The organism is Ralstonia sp. 1B3 (assembly GCF_036631435.1).
Map to the genome: position 1 here is coordinate 67565 of NZ_JAPNUG010000041.1, position 14520 is coordinate 82084.

The 14520-nt window shown below is 66.3% G+C and carries 10 protein-coding genes and 3 pseudogenes; 6 read left to right on the forward strand and 7 right to left on the reverse strand.

Annotated elements, in window-relative coordinates; translation table 11 throughout:
* Positions 1 to 3 precede the first annotated feature (3 nt).
* Entirely contained in the window at positions 4 to 972 is a 969-nt protein-coding gene (locus OWR21_RS12230; RefSeq protein ID WP_332395387.1) for a LacI family DNA-binding transcriptional regulator, read from the reverse strand.
* Between the two features lie 244 nt (positions 973 to 1216).
* Between OWR21_RS12230 and OWR21_RS12235 the strand changes: the two are divergent.
* The 5 genes and pseudogenes from OWR21_RS12235 (at position 1217) to OWR21_RS12255 (ending at position 7541) form a co-directional block, all read left to right on the forward strand.
* Positions 1217 to 2762, forward strand: a pseudogene (locus tag OWR21_RS12235) (UxaA family hydrolase).
* A gap of 50 nt (positions 2763 to 2812) precedes the next feature.
* On the forward strand, positions 2813 to 4153 hold the full coding sequence (locus OWR21_RS12240; protein ID WP_332395388.1) for an MFS transporter: 1341 nt from the start codon (positions 2813 to 2815) through the stop codon (positions 4151 to 4153).
* Positions 4122 to 4925: a 4-hydroxy-2-oxoheptanedioate aldolase gene (hpaI, locus tag OWR21_RS12245; RefSeq protein WP_316874819.1), complete on the forward strand. Its 804-nt coding sequence runs from the start codon at positions 4122 to 4124 to the stop codon at positions 4923 to 4925. Before OWR21_RS12240 ends, hpaI begins: the two co-directional genes overlap by 32 nt.
* A gap of 30 nt (positions 4926 to 4955) precedes the next feature.
* Complete coding sequence (locus OWR21_RS12250; protein ID WP_332395389.1) at positions 4956 to 6041, forward strand: tartrate dehydrogenase; 1086 nt, start codon at positions 4956 to 4958, stop codon at positions 6039 to 6041.
* 20 nt (positions 6042 to 6061) lie between these two features.
* Positions 6062 to 7541 (forward strand): annotated as a pseudogene (locus OWR21_RS12255) (NAD-dependent succinate-semialdehyde dehydrogenase).
* Here the strand turns inward: OWR21_RS12255 and OWR21_RS12260 are convergent.
* The 4 genes and pseudogenes from OWR21_RS12260 to OWR21_RS12275 all read right to left on the reverse strand — a co-directional run bounded on the left by OWR21_RS12260 (position 7538) and on the right by OWR21_RS12275 (position 12011).
* Entirely contained in the window at positions 7538 to 8791 is a 1254-nt protein-coding gene (locus tag OWR21_RS12260; RefSeq protein ID WP_316890508.1) for an NAD(P)/FAD-dependent oxidoreductase, read from the reverse strand. The pseudogene OWR21_RS12255 and the gene OWR21_RS12260 overlap by 4 nt on opposite strands.
* Positions 8792 to 8804: 13 nt before the next feature.
* Positions 8805 to 9161 (reverse strand): RidA family protein, encoded by a 357-nt coding sequence (locus OWR21_RS12265; protein WP_332395390.1) that lies wholly within the window; start codon positions 9159 to 9161, stop codon positions 8805 to 8807.
* A 22-nt stretch (positions 9162 to 9183) separates the two neighbouring features.
* Positions 9184 to 10707, reverse strand: a complete 1524-nt coding sequence (locus OWR21_RS12270; RefSeq protein WP_332395391.1) for an amidase — start codon at positions 10705 to 10707, stop codon at positions 9184 to 9186.
* 12 nt (positions 10708 to 10719) lie between these two features.
* Positions 10720 to 12011: pseudogene (locus OWR21_RS12275) on the reverse strand (MFS transporter).
* A 94-nt stretch (positions 12012 to 12105) separates the two neighbouring features.
* On the opposite strand from OWR21_RS12275, the gene OWR21_RS12280 reads away from it, so the two are divergent.
* Complete coding sequence (locus OWR21_RS12280) at positions 12106 to 12756, forward strand: helix-turn-helix domain-containing protein (protein ID WP_316874812.1); 651 nt, start codon at positions 12106 to 12108, stop codon at positions 12754 to 12756.
* A gap of 27 nt (positions 12757 to 12783) precedes the next feature.
* Here the strand turns inward: OWR21_RS12280 and OWR21_RS12285 are convergent, their stop codons facing one another.
* Together OWR21_RS12285 and OWR21_RS12290 are read right to left on the reverse strand one after the other, a co-directional pair.
* Positions 12784 to 13503, reverse strand: coding sequence for an amidohydrolase family protein (locus OWR21_RS12285; protein WP_332395392.1), 720 nt, complete (start codon positions 13501 to 13503; stop codon positions 12784 to 12786).
* Positions 13421 to 14374, reverse strand: coding sequence for an amidohydrolase family protein (locus tag OWR21_RS12290; protein WP_332395393.1), 954 nt, complete (start codon positions 14372 to 14374; stop codon positions 13421 to 13423). The genes OWR21_RS12285 and OWR21_RS12290 overlap by 83 nt, the downstream gene beginning before the upstream one ends.
* Positions 14375 to 14520: the final 146 nt, after the last annotated feature.

Sequence of the window (14520 nt, forward strand, 5' to 3'; positions counted from 1 at the left end):
GCGCTACGCGCTGTCGCGCTCAACGAGCGTGAAACCCACATCCACCGTGCGGCGTTCTTCGTCGCCGTGTTCGATGCGGTCGATCAGCAACGTCGCTGCCAGCTTGCCGATGCCTGTACCGTCGATGCGGATGGTGGTGAGTGCGGGCGTCGTGTCCTTGGCGAACACCTGGTCGCCGTAGCCGACCACGCGGAGTTGCCCGGGCACGGCAATGCCGCGATGTTGGGCCTCCATCAGCACGCCGAGCGCCAGGATGTCGGCACCGCAGAAGATGGCATCGGTGTCCGGATGCTGCGCGAGCAATGTGCCCAGTGCGCGCCGCCCGTCGCCCAGGTTGGCGGGCGATTCGGCGGCCATCACGGGAATGTGGGCTTCTGAGCCGAACGTCTTTACGAAGGCTTGCGCGCGGGCCTGCGCGCGGCGGTCGCTCGGCGTGATGACGGCGGGGTGCTTTGCGCCGCGCTGCTTCAGATAGCGCGCCGCCGCCTGGCCGACCTTCTGATGCGAGAAGCCCACCAGCATGTCCAGCGGGTTGCGCGTGATATCCCAGGTTTCCACCACCGGCACGCCGGCCGCCTGCAGCTTTTGCCGCACGCTGGCGGAGTGCACCACGCCCGTCAGCACGATGCCCGCGGGGCGCCGTCCGACGATCGCGTCGAGCAGTGCATCTTCGCGTGATTCGTCATAGCCGCTCTGGCCGATCAGCAATTGATAGCCCGCAGCAGCCAGCTCGGTGGTCAGCGCCGCGACCGTTTCCTGAAACACGCTGCCCGCAATCGTCGGGATGAGCGCGACGATCAATCGGCTGCGGTTGGATGCCAGTGAGCCGGCCACGAGGTCCGGCGTATAGCCGGTCTGCCGCACCGCTTCGCGCACGCGCTGCAGCGTGTCGCCCGACACCAGCTCCGGCGTGTTCAGCGCACGGGACACCGTCACCTTCGTCACACCCACCAGCTTGGCAAGGTCGCTCAATGTGACGCGCCCGGTGTTCTTGCGCGCACGGCGTGCGGCCGCGGGCGCGGTTTCTACGGGGACACGGTGGTGGACTTGGTCACGTGATCGATGGGCCGATTAGGGAAACACAGGGAAAAAGGGGCTAGCAATTATCGCAAAACCCGACTACGATTGCGCCAATGTTACCGGTTACATAAACCGGTAACATCAAAACTCATGACAGACGACGGCTGCACCAGATGACAGCCCGGAGGAGCAAAGGATGTTGCAGGCAAACCCAGCGTATGCTGGGCCGCTGATTCAGCTGAACGCGGCAGACAACGTGCTGATTGCGCGCGAAGGGCTCTCGCTCGGGGCCAACCTGTCGATCAACGGCACGACGGTGCGCCTGCGCGCGCAGGTGCCGGCCGGCCACAAGATCGCCGCGCGGCGGATCACCCAGGGCGAAGTCATTCGCAAGTACGACACGATCATCGGGCGCGCCGCACGCGACATCGAGGCGGGCGAGCACGTTCACACGCACAACATCGAGCTGATCGACTACGCACGCGACCCCGGCTTCGGCCTCGATGTGCGTCCGGTCGATTACATCCCGGAGGCGCAGCGCGCTACGTTCAATGGCATCGTCCGGCCCGACGGCCGTGTGGCCACGCGCAACTTCATCGGCATCCTGGCGTCGGTCAATTGCTCGTCCACCGTCATCAAGAACATCGCGGCGTGGTTTACGCCGGAGCGCCTCGCGCCGTTTCCCAGTGTGGATGGCGTGGTGGCGTTTGCGCAGACGAGCGGCTGCGGGATGTCGTCGCCGTCGGAGCATTTCGATGTGCTGCGCCGCACGCTGGCGGGCTATGCGCGGCATCCGAACCTGGCGGGTGTGCTGATCGTCGGCCTGGGCTGCGAGCGCAACCAGGTGGCGGATTTGATGGCGAGCCAGGGCCTGGAAACCGGCAAGCTGATGCACACGCTCGTGATGCAAGACACCGGCGGCACGCGCGCCACCATCGAGGCGGGCATCAGCGCCATCCAGAAGATGCTGCCGGCGGCCAATGACATCGTGCGCCGCCCGGTTTCGGCCAGCCATCTCAAGATCGGCCTGGAGTGCGGCGGCTCCGATGGTTTCTCGGGCATTACCGCCAACCCGGCGCTCGGTGCGGCGATGGACCTGCTGGTGCGCCATGGCGGTACGGCCATCCTGTCGGAAACGCCGGAGATCCACGGCGTGGAAACGATGCTCACGCGCCGCGCGGTGTCGCCGGAAGTCGGGCAGAAGCTGCTCGATCGGCTCGCCTGGTGGGAGAACTACACCCGCGGCCACAACGGTCAGTTCAACGGCGTGGTGGGCCCCGGCAACCAGCAGGGTGGTCTGGCCAACATCTTCGAAAAATCGCTGGGCTCGGCCATGAAGGGCGGTACTACGCCGCTGCAGGCCGTGTACGAATACGCCGAGCCCATCGACTGCTCGGGCTTTGTCTTCATGGATTCGCCGGGCTACGACCCCGTCGCCGTGACCGGACAGATTGCGAGCGGCGCCAACCTCATTTGCTTCACCACGGGACGCGGCTCGATGTTCGGTTCCAAGCCCGCGCCGACGATCAAGCTCGCCAGCAATACGCCCATGTTCCGCCGGCTTGAAGAAGACATGGACATCAACTGCGGCCGCATTCTCGACGGCGAGCGTTCGGTGGAAGAAATGGGCCAGGACATCTTCGAGCACATCCTGCGCACCGCTTCGGGCGAGCGCACCAAGTGAGCTGCTCGGTCTTGGCGACCATGAATTCGTGCCCTGGCACATGGGCATCGTGAGTTAGCGCCTCGACTCGAAGGCACGCATCACCTATTACAAAACAGGAGACAAACCATGCAGGACACGTCACAGGGCGGCCCGCGCTCGAAAGTGCGCTGGGTCGTCGCCGGCCTCATGTGGGCGGCGATTGCCATCAACTACATCGACCGTACCGTGCTGTCGGCCGCCGCGCCGCACATCCAGAAGGAATTCCAACTGAGCGCCGTGGAAATGGGCGTCGTCATGTCGGCGTTCTTCTGGTCGTATGCGCTGCTGCAGTTGCCGGCGGGCATTCTGGCCGACCGCTTCGGGCAGAAGAAGGTGCTCGGCTTTGCGGTGCTGTGGTGGTCCGTTGCAACGGCGTTGACGGGCCTGGCAAACGGCTTCAAGTCCCTGGTGGGCCTGCGTGTGGCGCTGGGCATCGGTGAGGCGGGTGCGTACCCCAGCAGCGCGGGCATTACCGGGCGCTGGTTCCCCAAGCAGGAACGCGCCACGGTGGCCGCCATCTTCGATAGCGGCTCCAAGCTGGGCAGCGCTGTCGCGTTGCCGCTCATCGCGTGGTTGCTGGTGATGTTCGATTGGAAGATCACCTTTGCCGTGACGGGCGGGCTGGGCATCGTGTGGGCAGTGGTGTGGTGGGCGGTGTTCAAGGAAACGCCGGAAGAACACAAGGGCGTGAACGCCGCTGAGCTGGCCCACATCCAACGCGGCCTGCCGGCAGCCCGTAGCAAGGATGAACCCAAGGTGCCCTGGACGAAGCTGCTGACGCACCGGAACATCTGGGCGATGTGCATCGGCTTCTTCATGATCAACTACAACTCGTACTTCTTCATCACGTGGCTGCCGACGTACCTCGTCAAGGAGCGTGGCATGGGCCTGATGCAGATGGGCCTCATGGCGTCGCTGCCGCTGTTCGTGTCGATGTTCGTGGAGGTGTTCGCGGGCTGGGCGTCGGACCGTGTGTATGCCTCGGGCAAGCTTTCGCTCACGGCCACGCGCAAGCTGTTCCTCATCATCGGCCTGGTGATGGCGTCGAGCATCGGGCTGGCGGCGTTCGCACAATCGGCCGTCGTGGCGGTCATCCTGCTGTGCATCGCGAAGTCAGGCACGACCGTGGCGGCATCGCAGGTGTGGGCATTACCGGCCGATGTGGCACCGGGCAACAACGTGTCGATGGTGGCGGGCCTGCAGAACAGCGTGTCGAACATGGGCGGTGTGGTCGGCCCGATCGTCACCGGCGCCATCGTGGGTGCCACGGGCTCGTTCATTCCGGCGCTGGTGTTCTCCGCCGCGCTGATCGGCCTGGCGATCCTGAATTACCTCTTCCTGCTCGGCAAGGTGGAACCCATCAGCTTCGAGCCCACTTCTGAAACCCTCCATTCGCATGACCCACGCAATGCAAACGTCCGCGCTTGAGCGCCCGAACAGCTTCAAGGCCGCGCTGGCCGCCGGGCAACGCCAGATCGGCTTCTGGCTGGCGATGAGCGATCCGTACCTGGCGGAGGTGAGTGCCACCGCCGGCTTCGACTGGTTGCTGATCGACAGCGAGCACGCCCCGAACGACGTGCGCACGATTCTCGCGCAGCTGCAGGCCGTGGCGCCGTACCGTGCCGAGCCCATCGTCCGGCCCTACAACGGCGATCCGTCGCTCATCAAGCGCTTGCTCGACATCGGCGCGCGCACGCTGCTCGTGCCGATGGTCGATACGGCGGAAGAGGCGCGCGAGCTGGTGCGCGCGGTGCGCTATCCCCCGCACGGCATTCGTGGCGTGGGCAGTGCCGTGGGCCGCGCATCGCGCTGGAGCGCCCGCACCGATTACCTGCAGGTTGCAGATGACGAAGCCTGCCTGCTCGTCCAGGCGGAGACCGTCACCGCGCTGCAAAACCTCGAAGCCATCTGCGATGTGGACGGCGTGGACGGCGTGTTCATCGGCCCGGCGGATCTGGCTGCATCGATGGGCCACCGTGGCAACGCCGGCCACCCCGACGTGCAGGCGGCCATCGACAACGCCGTGCGCACGATTGTTGCGTCGGGCAAGGCCGCCGGCACGTTGACGTCCGACGCGGCGCTCGCGCGTCACTATCTGGAGTTGGGCTGCACCTTCGTCGCCACGGGCGTTGATATCCTGATGTTCGCCAACGGCGCCCGGAAGCTCGCCCGCGAGTTCATCGCGCCGCAGGGTGCCTGATTCTTCCTCTTCTTTTTTACCGGATCTGACATGACCCGCAAGACGTACCGGATCGCCGTGATCCCCGGCGACGGCATCGGCCGCGAAGTGATGCCCGAGGGCCTGCGCGTGCTGGAAGCCGCCGCGCGCCGTTTCGGCATCAACCTCGAAACCCAGCACATCGACTGGGCCAGCTGCGATTACTACCAGCAGCACGGCACGATGATGCCCGACGACTGGAAGCACCAACTGCAAGGCATGGACGCCATCTTGTTCGGCGCGGTCGGCTGGCCAGCCACGGTGCCCGATCACGTCTCGCTGTGGGGTTCGCTGCTCAAGTTCCGCCGCGAGTTCGACCAATACATCAACCTGCGCCCCGTGCGATTGTTTGAGGGCGTGCCGTGCCCGCTCGCCAACCGCAAGCCCGGCGACATTGATTACTACGTCGTGCGCGAGAACACCGAAGGCGAATACACATCGCTCGGCGGCATCATGTATGAAGGCACCGACCGCGAAATCGTGATCCAGGAATCGGTTTACTCGCGCAAGGGTGCAGAGCGGCTGCTCAAGTTCGCCTTCGACCTTGCACAAAGCCGCGAGCGCAAGCACGTGACGCTGGCCACCAAGAGCAACGGCATCGCCATCAGCATGCCGTGGTGGGACAAGCGCGCGGATGAAGTCGCGCAGCAATATCCCGACGTCACGCTCGACAAGCAGCACATCGACATCCTGACCGCGCGCTTCGTGCTGCAGCCGGGTCGCTTCGATGTGGTGGCCGCCACCAACCTGTTCGGCGACATCCTGTCCGATCTTGGGCCCGCGACGACGGGCACGATCGGCCTGGCGCCTTCGGCCAACCTGAACCCCGATCGCACGTTCCCTTCGCTGTTCGAGCCGGTGCACGGCTCGGCGCCGGACATTTACGGCAAGAACATCGCCAACCCGATCGCGATGATCTGGTCGGCGGCGCTGATGCTGGACTTCCTGACCGAAAGCCAGGGCGAAGGCCGTGCGGCGCACGACGCGATCGTCGCCGCCATTGAAGCCGTGCTCAAGGACGGCCCGCGCACGCCGGATCTGGGCGGCACTGCCAACACCACGCAGGTGGGCGAGGCGATTGCCGCGCACCTGGCTTGAGCGGTTTGAAGGAATCGACGATGGCTTTCAGCTTGGACCAACTCCGCCACGCCGGGCTCGTGCGCACCGACAACCTGATCGACGGCCTGTGGGTTGCCGGCACCGACGGCGCACGCTTTGCCGTGACGGACCCCGCCACCGGCAGCCTCATCGCCAACGTGCCTGACAGCAGCGCCGCTGATGCGCGTGCCGCCACCGACGCGGCAGCGCGCGCCTTTCCCGCGTGGCGCGACACGCTGCCGGCCGAGCGCGCGGCCGTCCTGCGCCGCTGGCACGCGGCCATCGTTGCCAATGCCGATGCGCTGGGGCGCCTGATTTCGCTGGAGCAGGGCAAGCCGTTTGCCGAGGGGCGCGGCGAGGTCATGTACGGCGCGTCGTACGTCGCGTGGTTTGCCGACGAGGCCACGCGCATCTACGGCGATCTGATCCCGCAGCAGCAGCGCGGCAAACGCATGAGCGCCGTCAAGGAGCCCGTGGGCATCGTGGCCGCCATCACGCCGTGGAATTTCCCGCTGGCGATGATTGCGCGCAAGATCGCGCCGGCCCTGGCAGCGGGCTGCACGGTGGTCGCCAAGCCGGCGGAAGACACGCCGCTCACGGCGCTGGCACTGGCGCAGCTCGCGCAGGAAGCAGGGCTGCCCCGGCGTGCTGAACATGATTTCCGCCTCGCGTGATCGTGGTATCGAGGCCGTAGCCGATTGGCTGCACGACAGCCGCGTGCGCAAGATCACCTTCACGGGCTCGACGCCGGTGGGCAAGTATCTGGCGCGCGAGTCGGCGGGCACGCTGAAGAAGCTGTCGCTGGAGCTGGGCGGCAACGCCCCGTTCATCGTGTTTGACGACGCAGACCTCGACGCGGCCATCACCGGCTTGCTGGCGGCCAAGTTCCGCAACGGCGGCCAGACCTGCGTGTGCCCCAACCGCGTCTACGTGCAGACCGGCGTGTATGAGCGCTTTGGCGCCATGCTGGCCGCGCGGGTTTCCGCGCTGAAAGTTGCGCCGGCCACCGACCCGGACGCGCAGATCGGTCCGATGATCAACGCCCGCGCCGTCGACAAGATCGAACGCCACGTGCAAGACGCCGTCGCCAACGGGGCGCGCGTGCTGGCAGGTGGCAAGCGCCTGCCTGAAGTTGGTGAACACTTCTATGCGCCCACCGTGCTGGCCGACGCCCACAACGGCATGGCGCTCTGCAACGAAGAGACCTTCGGCCCCGTCGCGCCGCTGTTCCGCTTTGTCGATGAAGCCGAAGCCGTGCAGGCTGCCAACGACACGCCGTTCGGGCTGGCCTCGTACTTCTATACGCAAGACATCCGCCGCATCGAGCGTGTATCACGCGCGTTGGAAGCGGGCATCGTCGGCATCAACGAAGGCGCGCTTGCCAGCGAGGCGGCGCCCTTTGGCGGCGTGAAGGAATCGGGCTACGGCCGCGAGGGCTCCAAGTACGGGCTCGACGATTACCTGTCGATCAAGTACCTGTGCCAGGGCGGGTTGAACTAGCGCGCTGAATCCCAGAAGCGTTGCGCACGGAACGGGCGAACATCTACCGTCGATGTCTCGCCCGTCATCATTTCCGCAATTAATCGCCCGGTGATCGGCCCCAGCGTCAGGCCGTGGTGTGCATGGCCGAACGCGAACCACATGTTTGCGTGGTGCGGCGCCGGCCCGATGATCGGCAGCATGTCGGGCGTGCAGGGCCGCGCGCCCATCCACGGTTCCGCATCCACCCGCTCGGCCAGGGGAAAGAGCTTGCGCGCGACGGGCTCGACGGCGTTGAGCTGCACGGGCGTCTTCGGCGCATCGCGGTGTGCGAGTTCTGCGCCGGTGGTCAGACGGATGCCGCGCGCCATCGGCGCCAGGACATAACCGCCGTCCGCATCGAGCACGGGATGATTCAACTGCGCGCCTTGCGCCGGCGCGTAGTGCATGTGGTACCCGCGCTTGACGGCCAGCGGCAGGCTGTAGCCCAGGCGCGAAGTGATGACGTCTGCCCAGGGGCCCATGGCGATGACGACGTTGTCCGCGCGCAGCTCGCCTTGCTTGGTTTGCAACAGCCACGGGGCGTTGGGCGTGAGCGTGTTGGCATCGGCTTCAACCAGGCGGCCGCCGAGTTGCTCGAAATACCTTGCGTAGGCCGTGACCAGGGCGTTCGGGTCGCTCACGGAATCCGCTTCCGTATAGCGCAGGCCGCCCAGCAGCGATGTGTCCAGATGCGGTTCAACTGTGCGCAGGCGCGCCGGGTCGAGCGCTTCAAAGGCGACGCCGTATTCGCGCTGCCAGCGCTCGACGTTGCGTGTTTCCTTGTCCTGCGTGGCGGCATTGCGGAAGACCTTGATCCAGCCGCTGGGGCGGATGAGATGCGTGGCGCCGGCGGCTTCGGCCAGCGCGCGGTGCTCGCTCACGCTATGCGCAATCAGCGGTGCATACGCGCGCGCAATGGCCGCGTGCCGCGTGGGGTGCGAGTTGCGCCAGTACTGCCACAGAAACGGCAGCAGCCGGGGCAGGTCGGCAGGGTGGTAATGCACGTCCGCCGATGTGTTGCCCGCGTAACGCAACAGCGTCGACAGGTCGCGCGGGAACGCATACGGATACACACCCTCGCGCTGGATCAGCCCCGCATTGCCGAACGACGTCTCAAAGCCCGGCGCACGGCGGTCCACCAGCGCGACGGCGCGCCCGCGTTTCTGCAGATGCACCGCCACTGACACGCCGACAATGCCGGCGCCTAGCACAAGGGTGTCGAAGCGCATGGCGGCTGGCTCCTTAACCCTTGGCCAGCGCCGTGACGGCGATTTCCACATCGATGCCCGGGCGCCTCAGGCCCGACTGCACGCAGGCGCGCGTGGGCGCGTGGCCAGCCGGCACCCAGGCTTCCCACGCGGCGTTCAGCTCGGCGAAGTGCTTGGCGTCGGTCAGCCAGATGTTGGCGGAGATCAGACGCGTCTTGTCGACACCCGCTTCGGCCAGGAGGGCATCGATGCGCTCAAGGATGTTGTTGGTCTGCTCGGTGATCGACTTGAAGTCGACGTCGGGCACTTGGCCGGCCAGATGCACGATGCCGTTGGCGATCACGATCTGGCTCATGCGGGCGTTGGTGTGGAGGCGTTGGATGTCGGTCATGTCGAGAAGGTCCGTTGTAGGTTCAGACGGCCGAGGTGCCCATGCCGCTCGTGGCGGCATCGAACACCGGCGGCGCGGTGACGATGGATTGGAGTGCCGGCGTCGGCTGCGTGAGCTTGGCGAGGTCCGGACGCGGCCGCCGCAGCGTAGCAGACGCGTCGAAAGCCTGCTCGAGCGCATGCGCCACGGCAAGCGTTTTGCGGTCTCCGTGGAAAGGCCCGACGATCTGCAGGCCGAACGGCATGCCGGCGTGGTCAACGCCGCACGGCAATGACAGCGCCGGGTGCGTGGTCAGCGTGACGACGTACGTCAGCGCCAGCCAGCGGTAATAGTTCTCCTGCGCGCGGCCGTCGATGTGCGTGGCGTACAGCGCGCTCCACGGAAACGGCGACACCGGCGTCGTCGGCGACAGGATCACGTCGTACTGGCCGAACGCCGCCTGGAAGCGCGTGAGGATGCGCGTCTGTTCCGCCTGCGCCCAGGCACAATCGGCAAGCGTCATGGCGGCGCCCAGCTCGTAATTGGCGCGCGAGTTCGGCCCGATCGACGCCGGGTCGCGCACGTAAGCATCGTGCAGGCCGGCGACAAAGCTCTCCGCCCGAATGACGTCGAAGCAGCGATGCACCTCGCCAAGGTCGAACTGCACGGGCTCGCACGACCGGAACATCGGCGCGATGGCGGCAATGCGTTCGCGGAAGACCGCACGCATGCTCGCATCGACATCGCAGCAGCCGAAGTCTTCCGTCCAGCCGACGCGCAGCGTGGAGAGATCGAGCGGCGCGGGCGTGAGAAAGCTCAGCGGATCGACGTCGAAGCTGAGCGGATCGCTTGCCGACAATCCCGCTGTGGCGGCCAATTGCAGGCACGCTTCGGCTACCGTGCGCCCCATCGGGCCGACCACCGAAATGGGCGTCCAGCCGAGCTTCTTGCGCGAGTTCGGGACCAGCCCGGGCGACGGCCGAAAGCCGACCACACCGCATTTGGATGCCGGAATGCGCAGCGAGCCGCCGGTGTCGGAGCCGGTGCAGACGGGCAGCATGTCGCACGCCAGCGCGGCCGCCGCACCGCCCGACGAACCGCCCGCATTCAGCATCGGGTTGAACGGGTTGCCTGTCGCGCCCCACACGGGGTTGCGCGTATTGGCGCCGGCACCGAACTCCGGCACGTTGGTCTTCGCCACCAGCACGGAGCCCGCGGCGCGCAGACGCTCGACGAGCAACACATCCTGCGTCGGCACGTTGCCGCGCGCGGTGGGCGAGCCGTACGTCGTCAACAGGCCCGCTGTGTCTTCCAGATCCTTCACGCCGAGCGGCAGGCCGTGCAGCAGCCCGAGCGGTTCACCATTGAGCACGGCGCGCTCTGCGGCTTTTGCGGCTTCGCGCGCCTGCGGAAAGCACGTCGCCGTGACGGCATTGACGGCAGGATTGATGGCTTCGATGCGGTCGATGCAGGCGTCGAGCAGCTCGACCGGCGAGATTTCCTTGGCGCCAATCAGCCGGCGTAGTTCCACCGCAGACCGGCTGACGAGTTCGTCGTTGTGCGACATGAACATTTCCCTTTAAAGCGCTTCGCCCGTGCGGTCCCGCAGCCAGATCACCGGCACCAATGACACGAGGCATGCGGCCGCCACGTACCACGCCGGCGCCAGCGGGTTGCCGGTGCGCTCCACCAGCCAGCTCGCGATGAACGGCGAGAAGCCGCCGAAGAACGATGCGCTCACCACATAGGTGAGTGCAATGCCGGTGGCACGTACGTGCTTGGGAAACAGCTCGGGAATCATCACCAGCACCGGCACGATCTGCGCGGCCACGAACACGGCCAACAATGCCGACACGATGTACAGCGCCAACGGCGTCGGATGCGCGCCCAGAAAGGCAAACGCCGGGTAGACCGCCAGCAGCATGATGATGCGCGACGTAACCAGCACGCGCTTGCGGGTGTAGCGATCGGCCAGGCGCCCGGCAATTGGCGCGGCCACGAACAGCACCAGCGAGCTGACCACGCCCGAGGCCACCGCCGCGGTGGGCGACATATGCAGCGTGCGCACCGCGTGGCTGGGCAGGAAGAATGCGGTGATGTACACCGACACCGAACCGCCCAGTTCCGCAAACGTGCCGAGAATGGTCAGCTTCAGATGCGTGGTCAGCGCAGCCTTGAGCGCGCCTTGCGGCTTGGCGGGCTTGGTGCCGCATCGCGGCGGTCGAGCGTCTCTTCCAGCCGGCGGCGGATCAGCATGCCGGCCGGCGCTGCAAAAATGCCCAGCAGGAACGGCAGCCGCCAGCCCCAGGCGAGCACCGCCTCCTTGGAGAGCGTCACGTTGATGAGCGTGGCGACCGCCGCGCCCAGCGCGAGGCCCAGCGCGGTTGCCGCAAAGTTCCAGCTCGCAAAGAATGCCCGCGTGCGGTCGCTTGCGTATTCGACCAGCAACGTGGTGCCGGGCCCGAATTCGCCGCCGGCTGCAAAGCCCTGCATCAGGCGCGCGGCCAGCACGATCATCGGGGCGAAGATGCCCGCCGTCGCGTACGTGGGCGCCGTGGCGATGAGCGCGCACGACAGCGCCATCATCATGATGGTCAGCACCATCGCCTTCTTGCGCCCGGCGCGATCGGCATACGCGCCGATGATCACGCCGCCGAGTGGCCGCACCACAAAGCCGACGCCAAACACCCCGATCGACAACAGGAACTGGTTCACCGGCGATGCCGACGGAAAGAACAGTTGCCCGATCTGGATGGCGAAGTAGCTGTAGATGGTGAAGTCGTAAAACTCCAGCGCTGTGCCGATGGTGGTAGCGGCAATGACTTGCGTGCGTGACAGCGCGGGGCGGCTGTCGAGGGCGAGTGTCGACACGGGCGGCTCTCCTGGGTTGGAGGCTGGGGAGGGTTTGAGTTATCGTATACGAGAAAAATCAAATTCTCGTATACGAGAAAACCCGGAGACGTGCGTGGCATCGAGCGCAAAAGCGGCTATCCAGCCCCATTCAATCGACGAGGCACCGGCGCAGCTCAATCACCAGGAGGTGGGGGCGCGCATCCGTGAGGCGCGCAAGGCGCGCGGGCTGACGCTGCAGGAGCTGTCGGAGCGTTCTGGCGTGGCGCTGTCCACCATTTCCAAGGCCGAGCGCGGCGATATTGCCCTCACCTATGAGAAGTTTGCCGGCCTGGCGCAGGCGTTGGGGCTGGAATTCGAGCAACTGCTCGGCCGGCGCCGCACGCCCGACGCTGGACCGCTGCGGCCCACCTTCACGCCATCGGGCGGCCAGGTCATTTACGACACGCCGAACTACGAATACGGCATGCTGGCCGACGCGCTGACCGGCAAACGCATGCTGCCGATGCGCGCACACATCCGCGCGCGCTCGGTCGACGACTTTCCCGATTACATCCGCCACCCTGGCGAGGAATTCGTCTTCGTGCTGGGCGGCGAGATCGAACTGCGCTTCGAGAACGGCGACGCCTTTCGCCTGACGCCGGGCGACAGCCTGTACTTCGACAGCGCAGTCGGCCACATCTATCTGTCCGTCAGCAAGGAAGACGCCGAGATACTCGCGTGCTGCACCGGCACGGACGTGCGCGAACTCGGCGACGTGATCTGAGCTGCGTCGCCGCGTGGCGTCGCTTGTTCATTTGCGTAAGGCCCGCCCCGCCAGCACATCCGGCATCGCCTTGCCGTCGGCCACGGCCACCGCGCCGTTGACCAGCACCCAGCGTACGCCCACAGGTGGCAGGCCCGGCTGTTCGTAGCTTGCGCGGTCGGCATAAGTGGCCGGGTCGAAAATGACCAGATCGGCAAACTTACCCGCCTGCACCGTGCCGCGATCCTTGATGCCGAAGATTTCGGCCGTGCGGGCGCTGGCCTGGCGGATGGCAAACGGCAGCGTCATCACGTGCTTGCGCGTGACGTATTCACCGATGCGGCGTGCAAAAGTGCCGGCTTCGCGCGGGTGTCCGGCAATGCCGTCGGAGCCGCCCACGACGAAGTCCTGCTTCATGAAGGCTTCCAGGTCGGCGTCGCTCATGTTGAACGACACGATGTTCGTGCCGCCGTGCTGGATCACGCTGATGGCCGCATCGACGGGGCTCACGCCGAGCTTCTTGCCCAGCGCCTCGAGCGACTGCCCGTTGTATTCGGGGTTGGCAGAGATCAGCACCTGCGCGGCGGGCCCGTTACGCTGTTGCATGGCTTTTTCCATGTCGGTGGCAATGCGGGCACGCGTGGCCGGGTCTTCCAGGCGCTTGAGCAGCGCGTCGTTGCCGCCGTCACGCGCCCAGCCGGGCACCAGCGCCGGAATGATGTGCGTGCTCGACGCCGTGTACGGATACTGGCTTGCCGATACGTTCATGCCGTCGGCCTGCGCCTGCCGCATCAGGCCGATGACCTCCGCGCTCTTGCCCCACGAATCCACACCCAGCGCCTTGATGTGCGAAATGTGGATCGGGATGCCCGACTGCCGGCCGATGTCCAACGCCTCTTTCACGGCGTTGACAAGCCCCGTGCGAAAGTTGCCCTCGTCGCGCAGGTGTGTGTCGTAGATGCCGCCGCGCGCGGCCACGATCTTGGCCAGCGCGACCACCTCGTCGGTTTTGGCGAACACGCCCGGCGTACACGAGGCCCGTCGACATGCCGAATGCGCCGTCGCGCATGCCGTCTTCCATCAGCGTCTGCATGGCCTTGAGTTCGTCGGCGGTGGGTGCACGCGCCACGTCGCCCATCACGCGGTGGCGCACGGCGTTGTGGCCCACCAGCATGGCTACGTTCGTGCCGATGCGGTTGGCGTCGAGCGCCTTGAGCGTCGGCCCGATGCGGTCGAGATCCGGCCCGTCGCCTTCGAGCACGATGCCGTCGTTGCCGATCACCACCGTCGTCACGCCTTGCAGCAGGTACGGCAGGTTCTGGTGCCGGTCTTTGGAGATGAGGTTGTGATAGGCGTGCGTATGCGGATCGATAAAGCCCGGCGCCACCACCAGCCCGCGCGCATCCAGCACCGTCTTCGCCTGCACGCCCGTGGCGGAGGGCTGCACCAGCACGATGCGGTCATCGCGGATGCCCACGTCGGCCACGAAGGGCGCGCCGCCGCTGCCGTCGACCACCGTGCCGTTGCGGATCAGGATATCGACCGGTTCAGGCTCCGGCGCGGCACGGGCCGGACCAGCGAGCGCAAGGCTCAGGGTGAGGGCGGACAGCAGGCACTGCGGCAGACGGTGTGGGCGCATATCGGCTTCCTTGTGGTTTGCAGCGAGTGTAAGGAGCCTTGTTGCCCACATGACATGCAAATGGTTCGGCCCGGTATGCGGAACGGACATGCAGGGCTTCACGGCGCTGGAACGCTTGCGCGCAGGCGTCAATACAACACTCAGCG